Source organism: Ideonella sp. FW305-24 (assembly GCF_058788035.1).
Genome location: NZ_JBYTAI010000006.1, coordinates 262,135 through 286,127, shown reverse-complemented (window position 1 = coordinate 286,127; position 23,993 = coordinate 262,135). Strand labels below are relative to the sequence as shown.

Here is a 23,993-nt window from a genome sequence, read left to right as displayed (position 1 = left end):
CATGCTCTCGCCACAGAACGCTCCAACGCCCCACAGCCAGCGCAGCACCATGCCACCCCCCTGGTCCATCTATTTGTGGCCCACGGTATTTTGTCAGGCAAACACGCAACGCAGGCTGCAATTCGTGCACTTAGGTACACGCATCACACGCGGTGGCCCTCATGGCGAACGCCTTGCGGGTCAGACCATGTGGTGCGAGCGTACCCGAAAGCGAGAGGCCGGGTTGCTGTGGGACTGGGCAGAAATCCAGCACGGGGTCGTCGCGATGGTCGACCCGATGGGCGTGTTGACCAATCTGCGCCTGGTCAGCGATGCCGGTGACGTGCTGAGCGCGCCGGAATCGGCGCTGCACCTGAGCCAGCTGGTTCGGCAATTGCCGTGGCAGGACGAGGTCTGGCGCGCCGTCTGCCAGGCTTGAATGGGGCACCCGGCTCCGCGAGTACGCGAAGCCACCCGCCAAGCGGGTTGCGCAGGCCGCTTGGGGCGGCCCGGCGCGGCCTGCGCTGGGCGGTGATCCAGCCTCGCTTCAGCGCACCGCAGCGCGCTTGAACTGCCGAGCCACGAAGGCCAGGCACAGCACGGTCAGTCCCGCGCAGGCCAGCAGCGGCTCGGCCCACTCGATGGGCGTGATGGCCTCGCCGCGCAGCACGCGGTTCATCAGCGTGGACTGCGCGAGTGCCGGCAGCCACAGGTGCCAGGGCTTTTCGCCGTCCTGGTTGATCATGTTCATCATCGGCAGCAGCGAGACCACCAACACGATCACCGTGGCGCTGGCCTGCGCCTCCTTGAAGGTCTTGCAGCGGATCGCGATCGCCATCAGCAGCGCCGACAAGGCACCGGCCAACGGCGCCAGCAGCGCCAGGAAGGCCAGCGCCTCGGGCAAGCCGTACTGGAAGGTCGCCGCCAGCGTCTCGCTGCGCAACAACCATTGCCCCGGCAGGAAGCTGAAGCTCGACAGCAACGCGATCAGCATCGCCACTGCGGCCACCGCGCCCCACTTGCCCAGCACCAGCGCGCCGCGGCTGGCCGGGTTCATCAGCAAGGGCTCCAGCGAGCCCCGCTCACGCTCGCCGGCCGTGCTGTCCAGCGCCGCATTCAGCGCACCGTAGAGCACGGCCATCAGCACGAAAAACGGCAGCATCGCGGTCAATCGCGCCGCGCGTGCGGCCGGATTGGCCAGGTCGCGTTGCTCCACCTGCGTGGCCTGCAGCAAGCCCATCGAAACGCCGCGCAGCGACAGCCGCAGCGCCGCCTGCTCGCGGTTGAAGCCCTGCAGCAGGTTCATGATGCGGTTCACGCTGCCTTCGGCGCGCTGGTTGGCGCTGGAGCTCACCAGCTCGACCAGCGGCATCTCGCCCTTGGCCAGGTCCGCCTCGAAGTCCTTCGGTATCACCACCACCGGGTCGCCCAGCTTGCTGGTGTCCAGTTGCCGTTCGTAGTCGGCCGGCGCTTCACTCACCGTGTAGGTCTGGCGCAGCAGGTAGTTGTGCAGCGTCGGCGCATTCGCCAGCCCGGCCACCACCACCTCGCGCGCCTCGGCCCGCTTTTCGATGCTGGAGACCAGCGTGGAGATCAGCACCAGCACCAGCGGCCCCATCGCGACCGAGCTGAGCAGCACGGTCAACAGCGTGCGCCGGTCGCGCAGCGCATCGACCAGCTCCTTCCAGAACACACTCCACGCGGCATTCATGACAAGCCCCTGCTCGCGGCCAGCGCCTGGCTGGTCCGCTCTTCTTCACTGAACGCCAGGCTCACGAAGGCCTCCTCGAAGTCCTTTTCGCCGGTGCGCGCCAGCAGCGCCGGCACGGTGCCCTCGGCCACCGTGCGGCCGTGGGCGATCACCACCACCTCGTCGCACAAGCGCTCGACCTCCTGCATGATGTGCGTGGAGAAGACGATGCACTTGCCCTCGTCGTCGCGCAGCCGGCGCAGCGCCTCGCGCAGGCTGCGCGTGGCCAGCACGTCCAGCCCGTTGGTCGGCTCGTCGAGGATGATGTTGGGCGGGTTGTGCACCAGCGCGCGGGCGAGTGCCGTCTTCATGCGCTCGCCCTGGCTGAAGCCGTCGGTGCGGCGCTCCAGCAGCGGCGCCATGTCCAGCACCTTGGCCAGCGTGTCGGCCCGCGCGCTGGCGGCAGCGCGGCTCATGCCATGCAGCCTGCCGTAGTAGACGATGTTCTCGCGCGCCGTGAGCCGCGGGTACAGCCCGCGCGCGTCGCTCAGCACGCCCAGCCGGGCCAGCGCCTGCATCGGCTGCTGCGCCACGTCGATGCCGTCGACCGTGATGCGCCCGGTGTCCGGTGGCAGCAGCGCCGCGACCATGCGCAGCGTGGTCGTCTTGCCAGCGCCGTTGGGCCCCAGCAGCCCGGTGATGCGGCCGTCCCGCGCCTGCCAGCTCACGCCGTCCACCGCCAGCACCGTGCGCGCCTGCCTGCCTCGGCCCTGCTGGAAGCGCTTGGCCAAATCCTGTACCTCAATCATGACGCGGCTCCTGAGGCGGCGAGGGAAGTTGCCGGTGCCTGCTGCAGCGGCAGCAAGGCGGGCGGGCGCGGCAGCAGCTTGGTGCAACCGGCATCCTTGGGCGCGTCGGCCAGCGCCTTGGCTGCGTCGTCCTGGTTGATGAAGCGGTACACCACGTCGCGCATGCAGCCCTGGGCCATCACGCCGTGGCCGCTGTTGGGCACCACCACGTGCACCGCCTGCGGGCCCAGCGCCTTGGCGACACGCGCCGCATGCCGCGGCGGCGTCACCGGGTCGAACGCGCCCGACAGCAGCAGCACAGGCGCCGTGGACGGGTGAATCTCGTAGAAGGCCGGCGGCAGCTCGCCGCGTGGCCAGTCGGTGCAGGCGCGCTGGTACATGCGCGCCTGGCCGTCGCCAAAGTCGGCGCCGGGCTTGTCGGTGCCCAACGGCATGCGCGGCACGTCCTCGGCGCAGACGACAGAGAAATGCATGCCGCTCGCGATGCCCAGACCGCGGCCACCGCCTGCGGCCCCCAGGCCCAGGCCAACCAGCCCGGCAAAGCGCCCTTCGCTCGCCTCCTGCACCGCCAGCGGCAGGCCGGCGGCCAGCCAGGGCGCGTACAGCGGCAAGCGCACCACGCCGGTCAGCATGTCGCGCGTCAAGGTGACCTTCTCCTCGCGGCCGGTCATCGGCTGCGGCAGCGTCACCTCGCGCGGCAGGCTGGCCAGAATCTGTTGCCACTGGCTGCGCAGCGCGGGGTATTGGGCGTGACAGGCGGCGTTGCGCTCGCAGTCGCCGAACAAGGCGTCGAGCGCGGCCTGCGCGTCGGTCGAGAAAGACAGCGGCAGCACCATGTCCGGCGGCGCCACGCCGTCCAACACCAGGCGGCGCACCTGCTGCGGGAACTGACGCAGGTAGTCCAGGCCGGCGCGGGTGCCGTAGGAGCCACCCATCAGGTTGATCTGGCCGTAGCCCAGCGCCTTGCGCACGGCTTCGAGGTCGGCCATCGCGATCGGGGTAGTGAACTGGCGCAGGTCACCGTAAGGCAGCTTCTGCAGCCGCTCGCGGCAGCGCACCAGCAGCGCGGCTTCCTGGGCCGGATCGGCGCTGTCGCGCAGCGAGCGCGTCGGTGCCTGGTCGTCGCAGCGCAGCGGTGCGCTGTCGCCGGTGCCGCGCTGGTCGACCAGCACGATGTCGCGCCGGTTCAGCAAACGGGCCGTGATGCGCTGCACCGTGCCAGCCAGCTCGATGGCGCTCTGGCCGGGGCCACCGGCCAGGAAAAACACCGGGTCGGGTTTCGGGTTGCGCGCCACCGCCGGCAGCACGGCGACATGCAGGTCGATCTGCACGCCGTCAGGCTTGCTCGGGTCCAGCGGCCGCTTCAGCACGCCGCAGCGCGCACCGACCTCCACGCCCTTGAGCCGGCAAGGCTGCAAGGTCAGGCCCGGCAGCGTGGCCGCGCCCGCAGCTTCAGCTGGTGCCGGCAAACAGGCGAGCAAAGGCACGGCCAAGGCCAGCGCGGTGGCGCTGTTGCACAACAGGCGAACTGCCGACCTGGGATCTGGCGAAGGCCGGCGCCCGCGGCTTCGCGGGGCGGGCCAGAGGGGAAGGATGAATTGCATGCGGCGCATTCTCGCCAGCGCTCGCAGTCGCCAGGCACCGCCCCCCATGAATGGCGGATCGGCCGACACGAGCGGTGGCCTTTCGCGCACGAACTGCGGCCGCAGGGTGTCAAAACAAGGAGGGGCCCGCAGGCCCTCTCGTGGGATCGAACGCCGAAAGCTCAGGGTTTGAGGTGCTGGCCGAAGAAGCTTTCCATCGCGCCGTAGAACTCGAACTGGTTCTCCTCGTTGTGGAAGCCGTGGCCCTCGTTGTCTTTCACCAGGTACTGCACCGTGACACCCCGCTTCTTCAGCGCCTCCACCACCTGGTCGCTCTCGGCCTTGTTGACACGTGGATCCTTGGCGCCCTGGGCGATCAGCAGCGGGGTCTGGATGCGATCCACGTGCAGCGCGGGCGAGGTGGCGGCCAGGCGGGCGTTGTCCTTCGGATCATCCGGGTTGCCGACCATCGCGTACATCTGCTGGCGGAACGGCTCCCAGTACGGCGGGATCGTCTTCATGAAGGTGAACAAGTTGGACACGCCGACGTAATCCACCGCGGCCGCATAGAGCTTGGGCGTGAAGGTCACGCCGGCCAGCGTGGCATAACCGCCGTAGCTGCCGCCGTACAGGCCAATGCGCTTCGGATCGGCAATGCCCTGGCCGACCAGCCAGGCCACGCCGTCGCTGATGTCGTCCTGCATCGACAGGCCCCACTGGCCGAAGCTGGCTTCCCAGAACTTGCGGCCGAAGCCGGTGGAGCCGCGGAAGTTCATCTGCAGCACGCAGTAGCCTCGGTTGGCGAGGAACTGCACCTCCGGGTTGAAGCCCCACTGGTCGCGCGCCCACGGGCCGCCGTGCGGGTTGATCACGCAGGCCAGGTTCTTCGGCGCGCGGCCGACCGGCAGCGTCAGGTAGGCGGGGATCTCCAGCCCGTCGCGGGCGCGGTAGCGCACCGGCTGCATCGTCGCCATCTGCGCCTCGGGCAGCCTGGGGTTGATGTCGGCCAGCTTGCTCAAGGTGTCGGCCTTGGCGTCGTACAGGTAGCGCGTGCCAGGCGTGCGGTCGCTGGCGGCGGCGACCACGAACTTGTCCTCGGCCCGCGTGCTGGCCTGCAGCATCAGCTCGTAACCCGGCAGCTTCTGCGCCAGCCTAGCGTAGAGCTGCGTGGTCGCCGCGTCGAAGCTGTGGCGGCCCTGCTTGTCCTCGGTGAACTCGGCCACCGTCAGCACCTTGCGCAGCCGCGAGTAGCTGGCGCCGGAGAGGTCCACCGTCGGGTGTTCGTAGACCACCTGCTCCAGGTCGGGCTTGCCGGGGTCCAGCTTGACCAGCGCCTTGCGGTCCCGCCCGCGGTTGGACAGCAGGTACAGGCCCTGGTTGTCGAAGTCGAAGAACTGCGGGCTGACCTCGGTGCGGAAATCGGTCGCGATGATGGCCTTGAACTCGTCGGCCTCGGTGGCGCGGTACAGCAGCTGGTTGTTGACGCCGTCCGACGCCACCGCCACGCGCAGCTTGCCGGCATGGTCCGGCAGCCAGGCGACGATGTTGCCGGGATTGCGTGCCACCAGCGTCTCGGCGCCGGTCTTCACGTTGACGCGGTAGACGTCCATCGCCTGCTTGTCGCGCCTGTTGTGCTGCAGGAGGATGTTGTCCGGGTCTTCGTCCAGCGTGTCGATGATCTCGGCCCGCGCACCTTCGTACGGGCTCAGGTCGCGCACCTGGCCGCTCACGGCGTCCACCGCCACGACGTGGAAGTTCTCGTCGCCGCCAAAGTCCTTCTGGAACAGCAGCGTGCCGTCGCCTTTCCAGAAGTAGTTGGCGATGTCGCGTGCGCTTTCGCGCGTCAGCTGGCGCGGCTGGCCGGTCGGCTTGCTGCCGTCCAGGGTCTGCACGAACAGGTTGCGGCGCGGCGTGGGGCCGCCATCGCCCACGGCAGGCTGCATCCAGGACAGCCAGCGCCCGCCATCGCTGATGCGGAAGAAGCCTTGTGGCGGGCTGGCGAAGAAGTCGCGCAGCGGGAATTGCGGCGCTGGCGTGGCGGCAGGCGCCTCTGCAGCCCAGGTCTGAAGCGACGCGGTGGCCAGCAGGCCGGTCAGCAGCGCCGGGGCCAGCAGGGGCAGCATGGTCTTGGCATCAAATGGCATGAGCAATGACTCCCGAAATTTCTGGAATCCTGATGCTCGCTCGCCACGGCCACTGCGGGTAGCCGGCTGCGACCGGCGCGCGTTTACGCCGCATGAAGCGCAGGCCGGCAGGATGAGCGGCGCAGGCCGCCCATCGTCCTCGCGCTCAGGCGCGGGTCTTGATCAGACCTTCGCAGGTCGTCTTCTGGCCATCGGCCGCCGGCAGCTTGCCGCAGACCGGTGCCAGCTGTGCGCGCAGCCGGTCCAGCGTGGCCTGATGCGCGCCCTTGGCGTTCCACTTGCCGAGTTCCACACCGACCTTCTGCAGCGAACGGGCGCTGCGCTCGTAGAACGCACCCTCCTGGCCGGCAGCTTCGGTGAACAGCTGGGCCGCGACCTTCTCGATCTTGGCCGAGTCCTGCGGCGCCATGTCGACCAGCGCCGTCAGGTAGCTGGAGCCCCATTGCAGCCGCGTGGCCGGGCCTTCGCTGGTGTTGAAGGCCTTTTCGTACCAGCCCAGTGCCTCGGCCTTCTTGCCCTGCTTCTTGGCATTGCCGCCCAGGTGGCTCATCAGGTAGTACGGCGAGTGGCTCTTGCTCAGGTTGCTCTTCAGCAGCGCATCGCTTTCGGTCCACAGGCCGGCTTCACCCAGCGCGTAGGCCGCCGAGCTGATGACCGCCTGGCGCTCGTAGCCATCGGTGATCTCCTTGTCCATGGCCGCGGCCATGTCACGCACTTCCTTCAACAGCGGCGCCGGCAGCTTGGGGCGCAGCGCTTCCTTGGGCTGGTCCAGCCGGGCCACGCCGACGCGGGCGATCAGCGCCGAGACGCGGTCGCTGCGCGACAGGCTGGCGTCGGCCTGCAGGCGCTGCAGCGCGCTGTCCATCGCGCCGGCCAGGGCCGTGCGGTCCGGTCCGGCGGCCGGCGCCAGCGCGTTGACCACGTCGGGTGCCGCATTGACCAGCACGTCCATCAGCGTGCGGCTGGCCACCGGGTCAGCCAGCAGTTTCTTGACGCGTTCGCGCGTCGCAGCGTCCGGCTTGATGCCCTTGCCTTCGTCGCTCTCGGCCAGGGCCTTCAGCAGCAAGCGCGTGCTGGCTTCGGCCTCGCTGGCGGGTGCGGCCGCAGACAGCTGGGCCAGCAGGCCCGGGCGGTCGTTGGGCGAAACCAGCTGGGTTTCGTCGGTGTCCCAGGAGTAGAAAGACAGCATGCGCCATTCGTTGGCGCTGACGGGCTTGCCGGCGCGGGCTTCGTCCAGCACGGTCTTGATCGGCCGGCCGCCGGCCAGGCCCATCTGCAGCACGTTCATGACCTGCGGCGCGTCGACCTCGCCGGGCAGGCGAGTGATTTCCTGGCCGTCCGGGCTGAACAGGATCATGGTCGGGTAACCGCGCACCTTGAAGCGGGCGCCCAGCTTCTGCGCGCCGGGCAGGTCACCGTCGATGTGCACCGCGACAAAGCTCTTCGAGCGCTCAGCGAAGTCCTGGCGGTTGAACAGCGTGGCCTTGAGCTGGTTGCACGGCGGGCACCACTTGGCGCCCCAGTACACCAGCACCGGCTTCTTCTCGGCCTTGCCTTGCGCGAAGGCCTTGTCCACGTCGGCATCCGCGCCGGCAGGCAGCCAGGCCACGTTGCTAGACGGCGGGCTGTAGGCCGCCTGGGCGGCCGGCAGGCCGGCGGTCACCAGCAGCGCGGCGGTGGCCATCGCGGCGCACAGCGCGCGGGTGCGGAAAACAAAAGCGGGGGAAGACAAAGGCCGGTTCAGCACGTCGGGCTCCGAGAAAGCTGCCGTCGGTGCCGGGCCGGCTCGTGGCCGGCAAGGCGCTTGGCGGCCAGCCGTTGAAGGGTGGGGAAAATCCAGCCGCCGATTGTGCGCCAAGCTGCTTCAGTCCGTCTTCAGTCCGTGACCTGCACGCCCTTCCAGAACGCGACCCTGCCCTTGATCTCGGCCGCCGCCTCGCTGGGCTCGGGATAGAACCACACGGCATCCGGGTTCATCTCGCCGTTGACGAACAGGCTGAGGTAATGCGCCTGGCCTTTCCAGACGCAGCTGGTGCGGTGGTTGCTGAAGGTCGTGAACTCGCGCTTGAGCGAAGTTTCCGGGAAGTAGTGGTTGCCTTCGAGGGTGACGATGTCGTCGCTCTCGGCGATCACGGTGTGGTTCCAGATGGCTTTCATGGGGTCTGCTCCAGTTGAGGGGCCGCTGCCATCGCAGTGGCGGCGGCCGGGGGTGGCAAGGGTTCAGCGACGGGCCGCAGCGCCGGCAACGCGTGCCGCAGGCTGGCCGCCGCCTCGTGTTCGCGGCAAGGCGCCAGCGCGTTGACCAGCGTGTCGATGAAGGCCCGCGTCTTGGCAGGCATCAGGCGGCGCTCGGGGAACACCGCCCAGGCCGGCACCGGCGGCAGCGTCCAGCCCGGCAGGACCTGGACCAGCGTGCCGTTGCGCAGGTAAGGGTAGGCGAAAAAGTCGGCCACCGCCGTCACACCCAGGCCGGCCGCGGCCAGTTGCAGCAGCATGGCCGGTGAATTGGCCAGCGTGCGGCGGGTCGGCATCCCCGTCCACACCTCCAACCCGCCCTGCGCATCGCGCCAGCTCAGCGACCACGGCGGCGGCTCGCCAGCGCGAGCGCCCAGCACCAATGCATGCAGTGCACAGCGCTCGCCCACCAACTCGGAAGGATGCGTCAGCTGCGCATGCGCCTTGGCCCAGGCCGGCGACGCGTACAGCGCACCATGGAAGGTCACCAGCCGGCGCGCGCCCAGGTGGGCATCGTCCGCCAGCTCGCCCATGCGCACGGCGAGGTCCACGTTCTCGGCCATCAGGTCGACCTTGCGCGGCGACAGGTCCAGCTCCAGCGTGACCTTGGGGTGGCGCAGCGCGAAATCGGCGATCGCGTCACCCAGCACCAGCATCGCCACGTCGCCCGGCAGCGAAACCCTCAGCACGCCGCTGGGCTCGGCCTGGCGGTGCTGGGCCAGCGCCAGCGTGCTGTCGACCTCGGCCACGACCTGGCGCGCGTGCTCCAGCACCGCGGCGCCGAACTCGGTCACCGTCAACCGGCGCGTGGTGCGCAGCATCAGCCGCTCGCCGAGCAGGCTTTCCAGCGCAGAGAGCCGGCGCGAGACGGTGGACTTCGGCAGGTTCAGCCGATCAGCCGCCTTGCTGAAGCTGCCGGCGTCCGCCACGTGGGCAAACAAGGCCAGGTCACTCGGGTCCACGGTGGGGGTGCTCATCGCAAAAGCTCCAGAAAGCATGGGCTGCCAGGGCTTGATTGTTCCACCAACAGAACAAAGAAAGCCAGTAAACCGGCTTTATCGCCAAAGCGCCGATCAATACAGTTCATCCCATCGACTCTCTCTCCTGCCCTGCCACCCCACTCACCGGAGCCACACCATGAACAGCCTGCAAATCAACTCCAGCGCCCGTGCCTTCGAAAACGGCACCGGCTCGCATTCCACCCGCCTGGCCAACGAGCTCAGCGCCGCACTGCTGACACAAGCCCCGCAGGCCAAGCTGGTCGTGCGCGATCTGGCCCGAGAGCCGCACCCGGTGCTGGACGAAACCGCGCTGGGCGCGCTGTTCACGCCAGCCGAGGCCCGCAACGAAGCGCAGAACGCCCGCGTGGCGCTGGACGACGCGCTGATCGCGCAGCTGCAAGCCGCCGACGTCGTCGTGCTGGGCGTGCCGATGTACAACTTCGGCATCAGCAGCCAGCTGAAGAACTGGATCGACGCGATTGCCCGCGCCAAGGTCACCTTCGAATACACCGCCAACGGCCCGCGCGGCCTGCTGACCGGCAAGACCGTCTATGCCGTGCTGACCCGTGGCGGCATCTACCGCGACCAGCCGCATGACAGCCAGGTGCCCTACCTGCGCGCCGTGCTGGGCTTCCTGGGCATGACCGACGTGCGCTTTGTCTACGCCGAAGGCCTGGCCATGGGCCCGGACGCCGAAGCCGCCGCGCTGGCCAACGCCCGCGCCGAGATCGCCGCTCACGTCGACCAGGACAAGACCGTCACGGCCTGATCGGCCACCGCAGGTCCCACATCACTTTCAAGGAGCTGTCCATGAACACCCCCGTCCTCTCCCCTGCCACCGCCCCGGCTGGCGCTGCGCTGAAGCTGCCGCGCCGCGTCGAACGGCTGGTGGCCGGCCAGGCCACCAGCGATGGCGCCGGCGTCAAGCTGACGCGGGTGCTGACGCAGGACCTGCAGTACCGGCTGGACCCGTTCCTGATGCTGGACGCCTTCGGCTCGGACAGCGCCGACGACTACATCGCCGGTTTTCCGGACCACCCGCACCGCGGCTTCGAAACCGTCACCTACATGATTGCCGGCCGCATGCGCCACCGCGACTCGGTCGGCCATGAAGGCCTGCTGCAGAACGGCGGCGTGCAGTGGATGACCGCCGGCCGCGGCCTGGTGCACAGCGAGCTGCCGGAGCAGGAGTCCGGCCGCATGGAAGGCTTCCAGCTGTGGCTCAACCTGTCCGCCAAGGACAAGATGGTGCCGGCCTGGTACCGCGACATCCCGAGCAGCGAGATCCCGGAGTTCAAGTCCGAAGGCGTGACGGTGCGCGTGATCGCCGGCGAAGCGGCCGGCGTGAAGGGTGCCATCCAGCGCCAGCACACCGAGCCGCTGTACCTGGACATCCACCTCGCCCCGGGCGCCAGCTTCGCGCAGGCCCTGCCGCCGGAATTTCACGCCTTCAGCTATGTGTACCGCGGCGAAGCGCAGATCGGCGACAAGCCGGTGCCGGTGCAGCGCATGGCCATCCTGGCGCAGGACCCGGGCAGCGACGGCGTTGCGGTTCGCAACGCCGGCAGCGAAGAACTGCGCCTGCTGCTGATCGCCGGCCGCCCGCTGCGCGAGCCCATCGCCCAATACGGCCCGTTCGTGATGAACACCAACGAGCAGGTGTTCCAGGCTGTGGAGGACTTCCGGGCGGGGCGGCTGGGCTAAGCACCCTTCGCGCTGGAATGCAAAAGGCCACCCAGGGGTGGCCTTCTTGTCACTGGATCAAAAGGGGCTGCTGCCCCTAGCGATCAACGTTCCTGCAGGAACAGGCCTTGCGGCGTGCCGTCCAGCTTGTCCAGGATGAACATCGTGTAGACCGACTTGGCCGTCAGCGACAGCGCGTCACTGCCCGACTTTTCATAGACGGTCGAGCCGTCCGAGTTGGACGAGACGACCACGTCGGCAGCGGTGCTGGACGTGCGACTCACGTACGACGAACCGGTGCCATACGTCAGGTTGCTGACCACCGGCGACAGGGTGACCGTCAGGTTCAGGCTGCCAGCAGCCAGCGTGTTCGACACGTGCACCATGCGGATCTTGTACTTCGTCGTCGTGGTCGGCAGGCGGTTGTCGTCAGCCAGCGCCGTCACCGTGGCGGCGGCCGCACTCGCACCAGTCACCAGCAGCGTGGTGTCGGAGCCCGCACCCACCGTCAGCGTCAGTGGCGACAGCGTGGTGCTGCCTGCCGAAGCGTTGACCGTGACGCTGCCGGCATCGACCAGCACATACGGGTTCTGGATGCCAGGCGAAGGCAGTCCTGCAACCAGCGTGGTGTCACCCACGCCGGCTGTCACCTTGGCACCGCCGGCCACCGCTGCCACCACGCGCATGCGCGCCTTGGTCGTGAACTGCTGGGTCACGTCGCCGCCTTGTTGCAGCGTCATGCCGTTGACCAGCAGGCCGCCGCTGGTGGGCGTCAGGATCAGCGTCATCACACCTTTGCTGGGCAGCACGACATTCGAGACATCCAGGCGCACGTCGTCGGTGTCGCCAGCTGCGGTCACGCGCAGGCGGTAGGTGCCCGAGGTGACGGTGCTGAACGAAGAGCGGGTGCCCCCATCCACCGCCGCACGGACTGCGGTCGACGAGGCCAGTTCATCGTCCTCGGCCGTCAGGTAGACGTCCAAGCTGCCCGCGTCGCTCGACGTGTTCAGCACGCTGTACTTGGTCTTGCCGCTGTCGGCCTCGTCTTCGTCTTCGGTGATGGCCGCCGACTTCAACGCACCGTCCCAGCCGTAGGCCACGATGGAGTACTTGTCTGAACCCGAGAAAGTGCGGGTCTGGGTCAACAGTTCGGTGGCCGAGCCGGAGACGGTCAGGGCCGTCGTGACATCGCCGCTGTCCACATCATGGAAGCTGCTGGCGGTGCCGAAGCCCACGCCAGACACCTTCAACGAGTCCTCGACATACAGGTCCAGCGAGCTGTAGCCCGGGCTGGCATTGATCAGGCGTGCGGAGGTACTGCCGCCGCTGTCGCTGCTTCCGCAAGCGGTCAGCAGGCTCAACGGCAGCACGGCCAGCAGGCCAAGCAGGGTTCTCTTCTTCATGCGAACGGTCCAGTCTCTTGCAGACAAAAATTGGGGGACGTGAAAGGAATTGTGAAGCGGGCTTCGTTGCTGGCCTGTTGCCAGGCACCGAACACTTTCGTCCAACCTGCGTCAGGCCACGGCAGCAAGCCGCCGCAACCCCCAGCCTGGCCACCGCGCGGTTGGCCTGCACCCAAGGCACATCACCCCCACGCCGCGGCCCGGCACACGAGCCCAGGACGCGGATCATAGTCGCAAGTTCGACGCTTGCCCGGCGGCAGCCCTGCACCGCGCTGGGATGCACGACAGGCTGGCAGCCCGCCAAGGCTGCAATCGCCTTGCATTTCTGGCTATGCTGCGCCTTTCGTCTCACGTCTCGCGCCTGGCTGTTGGCCAGGCTGCCTGCCCGCCCCCAGCGACCGATGTTCCCACCCGCTGCTCCGCCGCCTTCCGAAACCCCCAGCGCCGACGCCTCGACGCTGTACTGGGACGACTTCCACCCCGGTGACCGCCACGCCTACGGCCCGATGACGGTCACCCGCGAGGCCATCATCGATTTCGCCAGCCAGTGGGACCCACAGCCCTTCCACCTGGACGACGCTGCCGCCGAAGCCTCGCTGTTCGGCCGTCTGGCCGCCAGCGGCTGGCACACCGCGGCGATGTCGATGCGCATGGTGTGCGACACGCTGCTGCTGCGCGCCACCAGCCTGGGCAGCCCCGGCGTGGAACAGCTGCGCTGGCACCAGCCGGTCTACGTGGGCGATGTGTTGCGCGGCCACTTCGTGGTGCTGGACCGCCGGCGCAGCGCCAGCCGGCCCGGTGTGGGTTTGATGAAGTCGCGCTGGGAAACCGTGCAGCAGGACGGGGCGCTGGTGCTCACGCTGGAAAGCTGGGCCATGTTCCGCTGCCGGCCCGCCGCATGACGCGCCGCCCCCGCACCAGCACTGCCGTCGCCTGGGGCTTTGGCCTGCTGCTCGTGCTGGCCTGGGCCGCCGGCCTGCTGCTGCTGGCGCACCAGCGCGACCAGGCCCTGCAGGCCGAACAGCAGCACAACGCCCAACTGGCCGCACAGCTGCAGGCCCGTACCGGCCAGGTCATCGCCGGCGCGGACCAGGCGCTGCGACAGATCCGTGACGCGCTGAGAGCCGGCACGCCGCCGGACCTGGTGCGGCTCGCCGCCGCCAGCGGCCTGGGCAAGGCACTGGTGCAGCTTTCGCTGGTCGGGCCGGACGGCCACTTCGTCGGCAGCAGCCTGGATCCGGGCGGCCAGCAGACCGGCCCGATCGACCTCAACGAACGCGAGCACATCCAGGCTGTGCTGCATCCACCCGCAGGCGGCAATGCCGATGCGATCTTCATCGGCAAGCCGGTGCTGGGCAAGGTCTCGCAGCGCTGGACCATCCAGCTCTCGCGCCGCCTGGTCGCAGAAGACGGCCGCGCGCTGGGCGTGGGCGTGGCCTCGCTGGACCCGACCCACTTCGAGTCGCTTTATCGCACGGTGCCGCTGGGTCAGCTTGGCAGCGTGGCGCTGGTCGGGCCGGACTTGCGCGTCCGGGCCCGCGTGCTCGGCGGTGTCAGCCAGGGCATGGGCAGTGACCTGCCGGCCAACCACCCGCTGGTCACCGCAGGCTGGCCGCCCAGCGGCAGCGGCGTGGAAGCCCACGAAGGTGCGGACGACGCAACGGATGCCCACATCGTCGCCTTCGCGCAGGTGGGCAGCTACCCGCTGCACGTGGTCGTCTCCACCGCCTCGACTGAAGCCTTTGCCGAGTGGCACAGCCTGCGCAACCTGCTGCTGCTGGGCGGCACACTGGGCACGCTGATGCTGCTGCTCGCCGCCAGCATCACGACGCGCCGGCTGCGCGAGCGCGAACAGGTCAACGACGAAGACGCCGGGGTGGCCTACCCGGTGACCGAGGTTGCCACCGAAATCAACACCGAGCCGACGCCGGGCGACGCCGAAGTGCCTTCGGCGAAAGACTGAAAGCCAGGGCTTGCGCCCCGGCCTGCCATCTCACCAGATGCGGATGCGCTGGTCCACCGGCTTGAACATCCTGTCGCCCGGCTTGGTGCCGAAGGCCGAGTGGAAGCCGTCGTGGTTGGCCACGGTGCCGTTGGCGCGGAATTCGTCCGGCGAGTGCGGGTCGGCCGTCAAGAGGCGCAGCGCCAGTTCCTCGCGGCGCTGCGCGCGCCAGGCGTGGGCAAAGGCATAAAAGAAGCGCTGCTCGCCGGTCAGACCGGCGATCACCGGTGCCGGCTGGCCGTTCAGCGAGGTCTTCCAGGCCTTGAAGGCGATCTGCAGGCCCGAGAGGTCGGCAATGTTCTCGCCCAGCGTCAGCTGGCCATTGACCTTGTGGCCCGGCAGGCCCTCGTAGCCGCTGTACTGCGCCACCAGCCTGGCGCCCAGCGCGGCAAAGGCCTTGCTGTCTGCCGGTGTCCACCAGTTGCGCAGCCGGCCGTCGCCGTCGTACTGCGCGCCCTGGTCGTCGAAGCCGTGGCTGATCTCGTGGCCGATGATGGCGCCGATCGCGCCGTAGTTGGCTGCGTCGTCGGCGGCCATGTCGAAGAACGGCGGCTCCAGGATCGCAGCTGGGAAGACGATCTCGTTCAGGCTGGGGTTGTAGTAAGCGTTGACGGTCTGCGGCGTCAGGCCCCACTCGCCCCGGTCCACCGGCTGGCCCAGCTTGGCAGCCACGCGCTCATGCTCGAAGCGGCCCGCGCGCAGCGAATTGCCCAGTGCGTCGCCATCCTTCACTTCGAGCTTGGCGTAGTCGCGCCAGCGGTCCGGGTAGCCGATCTTGGTCGTGTACTTGCTGAGTTTCTCGCGCGCCTTCTGGCGCGTGGTCGGGCTCATCCACTGCAGCCCGTCGATGGAACGGCCGAACTCCGCCAGCAGGTTGTTGACCAGTTGCTGCATGCGGGCCTTGTGATCGGCCGGGAAAAAGTGCGCCACGTAGACCTGGCCCACGGCTTCGCCGAGCGCGCCGTCCAGCGCGTCGGTCGCCTGCTGCCAGCGCGGCGGCTCGCTCTGGCGGCCCTGCAGCGCCTTGTAGCGGAAGTCGAAACGCGCCTCGCGCCAGGGCTGGCTCAGCAGGTTGCCCTGGCTGTCCATCAGCCTGGCCTGCAGGTAAAGCTTCCAGGTCGCCACCGGCACGTCGTGCACCGCCTTGGCCAAGTCGCGCGCATAGCTGGGCTGCGACACGTTCAGCCGCATCAGGCCAGGCATCGCTGCGGCCTTGAAGTAGCCAGCCCAGTCCAGCCCCGGCGCGCTCTTGGCCAGCGCGGCCAGCGTCATCGGGTTCCAGGTCTTTTGCGGGTCGCGGTTGGCCACCTCGGTCCATTGCGCCTTGGCCAGCCGGGTTTCCAGGCCCATCACCAGCGCCGCATTGCGCGAGGCCTGGGTTTCATTCGTGCCAGCCAGCGTGAACAGCTTGACCAGGTAGGCCATGTAGGCACCGCGCGCCTTCAGCATGCGCGGGTCGCTGGCGATGTAGTACTCGCGGTTGGGCAAGCCCAGGCCGGACTGCCAGGCCAGCGCCAGGTTCACGTCGGGCGCCTGCTGGTCCGGCTGCACGTCCAGCGCCAGCGGCAGCGTGGTCAGGCCGTGCAGGCTGCCCATCAACACCGCCACATCGCCGCCGCTGCGCGCCGCGGCAATCTTGTCCAGCCAGGGCTGCAGCGGCGCGAGGCCGGCCTTGTCCATCGCCGCAGTGTCGAGGAAGCCGCGGTAGTAGTCGCCGATCTTCTGCTCGACGCTGCCGGCCGGGTGACTGCCCTTGGCCAGTTCCTCCACCACCTCGCGCACCCGCGCATCGGCCCGGTCACCCACGATGTCGAAGTTGCCGTAGGTGGACTTGTCGGCGGGGATCTGCGTGGTCTTCAGCCATTCGCCGTTGGCGGCGCGGAACAGGTCGTCCTGCACGCGCACCGACAGGTCTTCGCCACTGCGGTCGAAGCCCGGTGCAGAAGCCGAAACCGCGGGCGGCGCGGCAGTCTGAGCAGCGGTCTGGGCGATGGCCGTCAGGCCCGAGAAAGACAGCGTGGCCGCGGCGGCCAGCGCAAGTGCGGAGTACTTCAGCAAGATCGTGATTCCTGAACGGGATGGGTTCGTCGGACGGCCCCCGGGCGGGGTATCCCGGCGCCGGGCCGCAGGCTATCACGCGCGGGTCAGCCCGCTGTAAACGGCTCCGGCGGTGCCTCTGCCGTTGTCGCCAGCATGGTCTCCAGGCAATGCTCGCGCACGCCATAAAAGGCCTTCAGCTCGGCCACCTGCTGGCGCGCGGCAGCGCGCCGTGCGTCTTCGGCCGGGCCGCTGTCCTGGCGCCGTGCGGCCAGGATCATCTTGTTCTTGCTGGTGTGCTCCAGCGCCACGAACTCGAACACCTGCGCGTCATAGCCTTCGGCTTCCAACAGCAGTGCGCGCAGGCTGTCGGTCACCATCTCGGCCTGCTGGCCCAGGTGGATGCCGTGCTGCAGCATGGGCCTGAGCAACGGCGGCAGCGTCATCTGCGGACGGATCTGCTTGTGGCAGCAGGGCGAGCTGAGGATCAGCGCGGCGCCGGCGCGGATGCCGGTGTGCAGCGCGAAGTCGGTCGCGGTGTCGCAGGCATGCAGCGCGATCATCACGTCCAGTTGCTCGGGCACGTGGCTGCGCACGTCGCCGCAGAGAAACTGCAGGCCGTGCATCTCGCGGCGCCATGCCGCGGCGTTGCACAGGTCCACCATGTCCGGCCGCAACTCCACGCCAGTCACCTCGGCCTGCAGCCCGCGGCCATGGGCCAGGTGCTGGTGCGTCGCGAAGGTCAGGTAGCCCTTGCCGGCACCGAAGTCCACCACACGGATGCGGCCCGGCTGGTGCAGCGCCACGCCGTCCAGCGCATGGTCCAGCACCTCGACGAACTTGTTGATCTGTTTCCACTTGCGCGCCATTGCCGGCACCAGCCGGGCCTGCGCATCGGTCACGCCCAGGTCCTGCAGAAAGGGCAGGTCCAGCGCCAGGTAGCGCTGCTTCTCGCGCGCATGGCCGGTCGCCTCGGCGGCTTCGGTGGGCGCGGCCGAGGCTCGGCGCGTCAAGCCCATCTTGCCGCGCTTGCTGACCATCAGCTGCCACTCATCGGTGGTCGTGAACAGCAGCGCGTGGAAGAAGCGGTTGCCCAGCAGTTCGTCGACCTGCTTCAGGCCTTCGGCGACGGTCGGGTTCTTGGTGATGTCCTTGGTCTGGTGGTGCCACAGCAGGCTCAGGCAGGCCTCGCCGCGCAGCGCCAGCGGGCGGGCGGTGACGCGCTGCAGGTCGCCCGCGTTGCGTGGCTTGCTCAGCACCAGCTTGGTCAGTGTCTGCTGCGACAGGCTGTCGGCCAGCAGTTGCAGGAAGCGCTCGCGCCGGGCGAGGTCGGCCAGCGCCGCAGGTTCGTCGCGCAATGTCTCGGCGGCGGTTTCAGCGGCTTCGGGAATCGGATTCATCCCTGGATTGTCCGCCGGCTGCCGAAATCCGGGCGGGCGGGGTCAATACCGTGTCACGTGCACCGATGCGCGCGGCGGCGGCTCGTAGGGCTCCGGCCAGTGGTCGGTCACGCGGGTGATCCTGCCGTCCTGCACCTCGAAAAAGGTGATGCCGGTCATCTGCGCAGCCTGCGGGTTGTCGCGCTCGGTGAGGAAGTTCAGCACCGTGACGGCCTGGCCTTCGTCGGCAATGACCTGCTGCACGTCCGCCCGCCAGTCGCCCGGCCAGGTGCGGAAGAAATCCAGGTAGCCAGCCGCGCCGCGCACCTGCTCGCGCGTCTGCGGCACCTGGTAGACGAGGTCGTCGGCCAGCAGTTCGGCAAACGCGGTCCAGTCGCGGTCGTTGGCAGCTTGCCAGTGGCGCAGCACCAGCGCCTTGCAGCTCGAAGTCAATGCGGTCTCCTGTGAGCGTGAGGATGAAGCGAGCGCGACATTCAGGGCACCACTGCGCTAACCACCACGGAAGGCGCCGAACGCACATTGGGCCCGTGGAACACCGCCTCGATGTTGTTGCCGTCCGGGTCCAGCACAAAGGCCGCGTAGTAGCCCGGGTGGTAATGGCGCTCGCCCGGGCCGCCGTGGTCGGTGCCGCCAGCGGCCAGCGCCGCCTGGTGAAAGGCTTGCACCATCGCCGGGTCCGCGGCCTGGAAGGCCAGGTGGACGTGCGAGACAGGGCCGCCGGGGTCGCGCTGGTCCACCCACAGCTCGTCCAACGCAAAGTGCGTGGGGTCTTCCCGCATCGCCTCGGCCCGGCCCAGCGCCGTGAACACCGCGCGGTAGAAGCGCTTGCTGGCGTCCAGGTCGGCCACGCGCAGGTGCAGATGGTCAATCAATCGGCCCACGTGGAATTGCTGCGGCATGGCGGTCTCCTTGGCTGGCATGCAGGGCTGAAAGTTCAGTTTGACCCTGGATCGGCCGGCAGTTCCTCAAGGCCCTGGCCCCAACTCACCCGATGGCTGAAAAACGCATTCGACTCGGGCTCGCGGTCCACCGGCGTGGTGAACAGCGCACGGGCAATGTGCAGCTCACCTGGGTAGGCCGGCGACATGAAAAACAGCGGCAGGCCGCTCATTCCTGCGTGGCCGGCCGGTCCGGCAGACCGTCGTGCGGGCCCAGTTCGCGCTGCGGCACGTCGCTCCACCAGGCCTCGGGCTTCAGGTCCACCTTGCGGGTGGGGTTGAGCGGATAGTGGATGCGGCTGCCCGGCCGCTGCGTCTCGCCGCCCACCAGCAGCAGCGCTTCCTTGTCACCGTTGTTGAGGAAGCAGTGGCTGATGCCGGTGCCGACGGGAAACGCCGCCAGGTCGCCGGCCACCATGCGGTGCAGGTGCCCGTCGATCCAGGCGTCCACCTCGCCCGAGATCACATAGACGAACTCCTCCTCGTTTTCTTCCGCGTGCGGCCACGAAGAGCGCGTGCCCGGCGGCAAACGCTGCAGGTTCACGCCAACGCGCTGCAGCCCGGCGGCTTTGCCCAGGCTGCGCACGGGGCCCAGGGCCTCGGTGCTCTGCGGGTAGACGTGGGTGTACTCAGCAATGTCGGCAGCTGAGACGATGAAGGCGGGTCGTTCCATGCAGCATCTCCGTTCAGCCGGCGACGATTGCCGGTGCGCAGGCCCTGGCCGCCATCAAGCCTTTCAGGAAAGCCCGGCGCACGGTGCCGGCGGCAATCGCCGCCTCGACCTGTTTCGAGTAGCGCTCGGCGCCCGAGAGCTTGCGCACCCAGCCGCGAAAGGGCACCAGGCCTTCGGTGGTGCTGCGCAGGGCGCCGAAAGCGGCGCCCTTGACCTCGTCGGTGCCGCGTGCAACCAGGCCAGTGTCGGCCACGCTGGGGGGCGCATCCAGGTCCGGGCCCAGCACATCGTCCAGTTCCTTCACCTCGAATGCCAGCGAGCCGCAGCTGTGGCCGGGCGGCACGAGGTAGGGCTGCTTCTGAACCGCCAGCAGCTTGGGCGGGATGTCGGCTTGCACCAGATTCAGGTCATTCAGCGGCGCGGTCACCGCGTCGGTGGTGCGCGTCGAATCGGTGCTGGCGCAGCCGGCCAGCAGCGCGTTGGCCAGCATCAGTGCGGCGCATGCGGCGCGGGTTTTCTGGGGGTTCAAGTCCTGGCCCTCCCTGGGCGAAAGCAAAGTGCCTGCCTGCGGGTTTGCTGGCATGGCCTTCACTTCGGGTTGGATTCTGACAGCGCAGTTTCAGCGTCCAATTGGGTGCAAACCAGGGCTGGTGGTCCGGCCTCGTACGCCGATTGCAACGTTCAGACGGCCACGCGCATCGCGGGCTCGCCTTTGGCCTATGCCTGCCTGCGGGACGGCTCGCGGACGTGGAGAAACTTGGTCAGCAGGTCCCGCGGCGGTGAGACCGAAATCGACTTGAGCACCTGGCCCACGTTGCCGCGGTGGTAGGAACCGTGCGTGATGACGTGCAGCAGTATCTCTTCGCGGGTCATCGTGCCGGTGTCGCCATCCGTGAACCGGAACGAGATGCGCTCGGCAAGCGGTTCGGCCGAAATGGCAGCCACGTAATGCTCGAACCAGGCATCCGTCTCGGCAACGGCAAACTGAAGCTCGCCGAGTTCAGGCGTGGCTTCGGTGTTGGTCGCCGTGAAGCCGTGCGACTCGCCCAGCAGGTGGGCGCGGAAGATCTGGTCCACCACGTGGATGTGGTTCAGCGTGCGAGTGGCCGTGTGCAAGGCCTCGGCATGCTGCGCAGTGTCGACCGTCGACAGCAGGTTGAACAACTCGTTGTTCGCCCAGGACTTCTGCGCGAACAGGGACTGGAGAGCTGCGTTGGGCATGGTGCGGCGCAAAGCGGTGCTGGCGGGAAATCGATCATATATGCCGTGTCTGCGACCTGGGCGCACGGCGCGTCGACAACATGCAGCGGCGGTCAGGCCGGCAAGGTCATGGCTCAGACCAGCGAGTTCTCCACCTTCACCTCGGTCGTGATCGGGCCCTTGCCGGCCCAGCGGTCCAGCGCCAGGTAGATCACCGGTGTGATGTAGAGCGTCACCGCCTGGCTGAGGATCAGGCCGCCGACCACCGCCAGGCCCAGCGGCTGGCGCAGCTCGGCACCAGCGCCCCAGCCCAGCGCGATGGGCAGCGCGCCCATGATGGCGGCCAGCGTGGTCATCATGATGGGCCGCAGCCGCAGGTGCGCGGCCTGGCGGATGGCCTCGGGCGGCGTCAAGCCCTGGTGGCGCTGCGCGTCGAGCGCGAAGTCGATCATCATGATCGCGTTCTTCTTGACGATGCCGATCAGCATCAGGATGCCGATGGTGGCGATCAGCGTCAGGTCCTGGCCGAAGAACTGCAGCGTGAGCAGCGCGCCGATGGCGGCCGACGGCAGGCCGGCAAGGATGGTCAGCGGGTGGATGTAGCTCTCGTACAGCACGCCCAGCAGCACGTAGATCACCAGCAGCGCGGCAATGATCAGGATGGCCTGGCCACCCTGCGAGCTCTGGAACACCGCGGCGTCGCCGCCGTAGGTGCCGATCAGCGTCGGCGGCAGGTGCAGCTCCTGCGTGACCTGGGTGATGCGCTTGGTCGCATCCCCCAGCGGCATGCCGGGCGCCAGGTTGAACGAGATCGTCACCGCCTGCAGCTGGCCCTGGTGGTTCACGGCCGTGGGTCCCAGGTCTCGCTTGACGGTGGCCACGGCCGACAGCGGCACCAAGCCACCGGCCTTGCTGCGCAGCCGGATCTTGTCGAACGCATCCTCGAAACGCCGGTCGTGTTCCTCGGCTTCCATGATCACGTAGAAGCTGTTGGACGGGCCATACATGGTCGAGACCTGGCGCTCGCCAAAAGCGCTGTAGAGCGCGCTGCGCACATCGGCGATCTGCACGCCCAGCAGGTTGGCCTTGTCGCGGTCGATGTCCAGCGAAGCCTGCAGGCCGCGGTTCTGCGCATCGGAGGTCACGTCACGGAAGCCTTCCTCGTTGCGCAGGCTGGCCTCCAGCTTGCCGGCCCATTCGGTCAACGCGTCGGCACTGACGCTTTGCAGCGTGTACTGGTAACGCGCCTTGCTCTGCCTGCCACCCAGCTGCAGGTTCTGCACCGGCCGCATGAAGACCTGGATGCCGGCCACGCCGCGCAGCTTCTTGCGCAGGCCTTCGACCACCTGGCCCATCGCAGGGCGCTCGTTGCGCGGCTTCAGGTTGATGAACATGCGGCCCGAGTTGCCGCCGCTGAGGAAGGACGAGACGGTGGCGACGGAAGGGTCGGCCCGGAAGATCGCCACCGCCTGCAGCTGCAAGGCCTTCATCGCCTCGAAGGAAATGTCTTCCGAAGCTTCGGTGCTGACCTGCATCTGGCCAATGTCTTCCTCGGGGAAAAAGCCTTTGGGCATGACCGCGAACATGTACAGCGTCAGCAGCAGCGAACCGAGCGCCACGCCGCCCATCAGCCAGCTGTGGCCCAGTGCCCAGTCCAGCGTACGGGCGTAGAAGTTCTGCAGCGCGGTGAAGCCGCGCTCGAAGGTGCGGCCCAGCGCGCCTTCCTCGTGATGCTCCTCGTGCTTCAGGTAACGGCTGCACAGCATCGGCACCAGCGTCAGCGAGACACCCGCCGAGACCAGGATGGACAGCCCGACCACGACCGCGAATTCGTGGAACAACAGGCCGATCACGCCCGGCATGAAGAAGATGGGGATCAGCACCGCGACCAGCGACACCGAGATCGACAGGATGGTGAAGCTCATCTCGCGCGCACCGCGAATCGCCGCGTCAAACGGCGCCATGCCGTCTTCGACGTGGCGCACGATGTTCTCCAGCATCACGATCGCATCGTCCACCACCAGGCCCACGGCCAGCGTGATGCCCAGCAGCGAGATGTTGTCCAGGCTGTAGCCCAGCGCCTGCAGCAGGCCCACCGCGCCCACCAGCGAGACCGGCAGCGACAGGGCCGGAATGACGGTGGCTGAGAGCCGGCGCAGGAACAGGAAGATCACCAGCACCACCAGCACCACGGTGAGCGCCAGCGTCAGGAACACGTCGTGCAGGGCCTCGCGCACCGAGCGGGAGCGGTCGTTGACCGGCGTCATCTTCACCGAGGCCGGCAGCTGCTGCTCGAAGCGCGGCAGCATCGCCCGCACACGGTCCACCACCTCCACGGTATTGGCATCCGGCTGGCGTTGCACGGCCAGCGTGATGGACGGCTCGCCATTCAGCTCGGCATAGGTCTTCACCGTTTCGAAACTGTCCTCGACCCGCGCCACGTCGCTCAGCCGCACCGGCAGGCTGGACTTGGTCGCGACGATCACGTTGCGCCAGGCCGCGGCGTTCATCAGCTGCTTGTTGGCCTGCACCGTCAGCGTCTGGCGCGGGCCTTCCAGCGTGCCGACCGGCGTGTTGGCGTTGGCTGAAGCCAGCGCGGTGCGCAACTCTTCCAGCGTCAGGTCACGCTCGGCCAGCTTGTCCAGGTCCACCTCCAGGCGCACGGCGTAGCGCCGCTGGCCGAAGATCGAGACCTGGGCCACGCCTTCGATGGTCGACAGGCTGGGCGAGATCAGGTTCTCGGCGTAGTCGTTCAGGTCGCTCAGTGAGATCGACGGCGAGGTCAGCGCCACCAGCAGCACCGGCGCATCCGCCGGGTTCACCTTGCGGTAGCTGGGCGGCGTGGTCATCTCGGTCGGCAGGCTGCGCTGCGCACGGAACAGCGCGGCCTGCACGTCCAGCGCGGCCGCATCGATCGGCCGCGAGGCGTCGAATTCCAGTGTCAGCGAGGTGCTGCCCAGCGAACTGGACGAACTGATCACCGACAGGCCGGCAATCGTCGAAAACTGCTTTTCCAGCGGCAGCGCGACCGAGCTGGCCATGGTCTCGGGCGCAGCGCCCGGCAGCGAAGCACTGACATTGATCACCGGCGTGTCGTAGCTGGGCAGCGCCGCGACAGGGATCTTGTTCAGCGCGATCACACCGCCCAGCACCACGGCCAGGTTCAGCAGCACCGCCATCACCGGGCGGCGGATGAAAGTCTCGGCGAAGGTCATG

22 protein-coding genes are annotated in these 23,993 nt (G+C 68.3%); 5 read left to right on the top strand and 17 right to left on the bottom strand.

Features of this window, described 5'->3' with window-relative positions; genetic code table 11:
• Nucleotide 1: 1 nt before the first annotated feature.
• Nucleotides 2-418 carry a DUF4902 domain-containing protein gene (locus AC3WR5_RS18485; RefSeq protein ID WP_492486164.1) on the top strand — a complete coding sequence of 139 codons (417 nt, stop codon included), beginning with the start codon at nt 2-4 and terminating at the stop codon, nt 416-418.
• Between the two features lie 108 nt (nt 419-526).
• On the opposite strand, the gene AC3WR5_RS18480 is transcribed toward AC3WR5_RS18485, so the two are convergent.
• The 7 genes from AC3WR5_RS18480 to AC3WR5_RS18450 all read right to left on the bottom strand — a co-directional run bounded on the left by AC3WR5_RS18480 (nt 527) and on the right by AC3WR5_RS18450 (nt 9,417).
• The gene (locus tag AC3WR5_RS18480) at nt 527-1,690 is read right to left on the bottom strand and encodes an ABC transporter permease (protein ID WP_492486162.1); all 1,164 of its coding nucleotides are present in this window, start codon (nt 1,688-1,690) and stop codon (nt 527-529) included.
• Complete coding sequence (locus AC3WR5_RS18475; protein WP_492486160.1) at nt 1,687-2,478, bottom strand: ABC transporter ATP-binding protein; 792 nt, start codon at nt 2,476-2,478, stop codon at nt 1,687-1,689. The genes AC3WR5_RS18480 and AC3WR5_RS18475 overlap by 4 nt, the downstream gene beginning before the upstream one ends.
• The gene (locus AC3WR5_RS18470; RefSeq protein WP_492486158.1) at nt 2,475-3,998 is read right to left on the bottom strand and encodes an alpha/beta hydrolase; all 1,524 of its coding nucleotides are present in this window, start codon (nt 3,996-3,998) and stop codon (nt 2,475-2,477) included. Before AC3WR5_RS18470 ends, AC3WR5_RS18475 begins: the two co-directional genes overlap by 4 nt.
• Nucleotides 3,999-4,243: 245 nt before the next feature.
• Nucleotides 4,244-6,184, bottom strand: coding sequence for a S9 family peptidase (locus AC3WR5_RS18465; protein WP_492486306.1), 1,941 nt, complete (start codon nt 6,182-6,184; stop codon nt 4,244-4,246).
• 166 nt (nt 6,185-6,350) lie between these two features.
• A complete protein-coding gene (locus tag AC3WR5_RS18460) occupies nt 6,351-7,952 on the bottom strand; it encodes a thioredoxin family protein (protein WP_492486156.1) in 1,602 nt (533 codons plus the stop codon).
• Between the two features lie 128 nt (nt 7,953-8,080).
• Nucleotides 8,081-8,362, bottom strand: a complete 282-nt coding sequence (locus tag AC3WR5_RS18455) for a DUF427 domain-containing protein (RefSeq protein WP_231010539.1) — start codon at nt 8,360-8,362, stop codon at nt 8,081-8,083.
• Entirely contained in the window at nt 8,359-9,417 is a 1,059-nt protein-coding gene (locus tag AC3WR5_RS18450) for a LysR family transcriptional regulator (protein WP_492486154.1), read from the bottom strand. The genes AC3WR5_RS18455 and AC3WR5_RS18450 overlap by 4 nt, the downstream gene beginning before the upstream one ends.
• 160 nt (nt 9,418-9,577) lie before the next feature.
• On the opposite strand from AC3WR5_RS18450, the gene AC3WR5_RS18445 reads away from it, so the two are divergent.
• On the top strand, nt 9,578-10,210 hold the full coding sequence (locus AC3WR5_RS18445) for an FMN-dependent NADH-azoreductase (protein ID WP_492486152.1): 633 nt from the start codon (nt 9,578-9,580) through the stop codon (nt 10,208-10,210).
• A 41-nt stretch (nt 10,211-10,251) separates the two neighbouring features.
• Nucleotides 10,252-11,145, top strand: coding sequence for a pirin family protein (locus AC3WR5_RS18440; RefSeq protein ID WP_492486150.1), 894 nt, complete (start codon nt 10,252-10,254; stop codon nt 11,143-11,145).
• 83 nt (nt 11,146-11,228) lie between these two features.
• Here AC3WR5_RS18440 and AC3WR5_RS18435 read toward each other — a convergent pair whose 3' ends face one another.
• The gene (locus AC3WR5_RS18435; RefSeq protein WP_492486149.1) at nt 11,229-12,527 is read right to left on the bottom strand and encodes a DUF4397 domain-containing protein; all 1,299 of its coding nucleotides are present in this window, start codon (nt 12,525-12,527) and stop codon (nt 11,229-11,231) included.
• Nucleotides 12,528-12,928: 401 nt separating this feature from the next.
• On the opposite strand from AC3WR5_RS18435, the gene AC3WR5_RS18430 reads away from it, so the two are divergent.
• Together AC3WR5_RS18430 and AC3WR5_RS18425 are read left to right on the top strand one after the other, a co-directional pair.
• Nucleotides 12,929-13,429: a MaoC family dehydratase gene (locus tag AC3WR5_RS18430; protein WP_492486147.1), complete on the top strand. Its 501-nt coding sequence runs from the start codon at nt 12,929-12,931 to the stop codon at nt 13,427-13,429.
• A complete protein-coding gene (locus AC3WR5_RS18425) occupies nt 13,426-14,490 on the top strand; it encodes a cache domain-containing protein (RefSeq protein WP_492486146.1) in 1,065 nt (354 codons plus the stop codon). The genes AC3WR5_RS18430 and AC3WR5_RS18425 overlap by 4 nt, the downstream gene beginning before the upstream one ends.
• Nucleotides 14,491-14,520: 30 nt before the next feature.
• Here AC3WR5_RS18425 and AC3WR5_RS18420 read toward each other — a convergent pair whose 3' ends face one another.
• The 9 genes from AC3WR5_RS18420 to AC3WR5_RS18380 all read right to left on the bottom strand — a co-directional run bounded on the left by AC3WR5_RS18420 (nt 14,521) and on the right by AC3WR5_RS18380 (nt 23,992).
• A complete protein-coding gene (locus AC3WR5_RS18420; RefSeq protein ID WP_492486145.1) occupies nt 14,521-16,587 on the bottom strand; it encodes a M13 family metallopeptidase in 2,067 nt (688 codons plus the stop codon).
• 86 nt (nt 16,588-16,673) lie between these two features.
• On the bottom strand, nt 16,674-17,966 hold the full coding sequence (locus tag AC3WR5_RS18415; RefSeq protein ID WP_492486144.1) for a class I SAM-dependent methyltransferase: 1,293 nt from the start codon (nt 17,964-17,966) through the stop codon (nt 16,674-16,676).
• Nucleotides 17,967-18,008: 42 nt separating this feature from the next.
• Nucleotides 18,009-18,398, bottom strand: coding sequence for a nuclear transport factor 2 family protein (locus AC3WR5_RS18410; RefSeq protein ID WP_492486143.1), 390 nt, complete (start codon nt 18,396-18,398; stop codon nt 18,009-18,011).
• A gap of 41 nt (nt 18,399-18,439) precedes the next feature.
• Nucleotides 18,440-18,865, bottom strand: coding sequence for a VOC family protein (locus AC3WR5_RS18405; RefSeq protein ID WP_492486142.1), 426 nt, complete (start codon nt 18,863-18,865; stop codon nt 18,440-18,442).
• A gap of 35 nt (nt 18,866-18,900) precedes the next feature.
• A complete protein-coding gene (locus tag AC3WR5_RS18400) occupies nt 18,901-19,077 on the bottom strand; it encodes a hypothetical protein (protein WP_492486140.1) in 177 nt (58 codons plus the stop codon).
• Complete coding sequence (locus AC3WR5_RS18395) at nt 19,074-19,577, bottom strand: cupin domain-containing protein (protein ID WP_141285257.1); 504 nt, start codon at nt 19,575-19,577, stop codon at nt 19,074-19,076. The genes AC3WR5_RS18400 and AC3WR5_RS18395 overlap by 4 nt, the downstream gene beginning before the upstream one ends.
• Before the next feature lie 13 nt (nt 19,578-19,590).
• The gene (locus AC3WR5_RS18390; protein WP_231010542.1) at nt 19,591-20,106 is read right to left on the bottom strand and encodes a hypothetical protein; all 516 of its coding nucleotides are present in this window, start codon (nt 20,104-20,106) and stop codon (nt 19,591-19,593) included.
• Nucleotides 20,107-20,294: 188 nt separating this feature from the next.
• Nucleotides 20,295-20,798 (bottom strand): DinB family protein, encoded by a 504-nt coding sequence (locus AC3WR5_RS18385; protein WP_492486138.1) that lies wholly within the window; start codon nt 20,796-20,798, stop codon nt 20,295-20,297.
• Between the two features lie 113 nt (nt 20,799-20,911).
• Complete coding sequence (locus tag AC3WR5_RS18380; protein ID WP_492486136.1) at nt 20,912-23,992, bottom strand: efflux RND transporter permease subunit; 3,081 nt, start codon at nt 23,990-23,992, stop codon at nt 20,912-20,914.
• Nucleotide 23,993 lies beyond the last annotated feature (1 nt).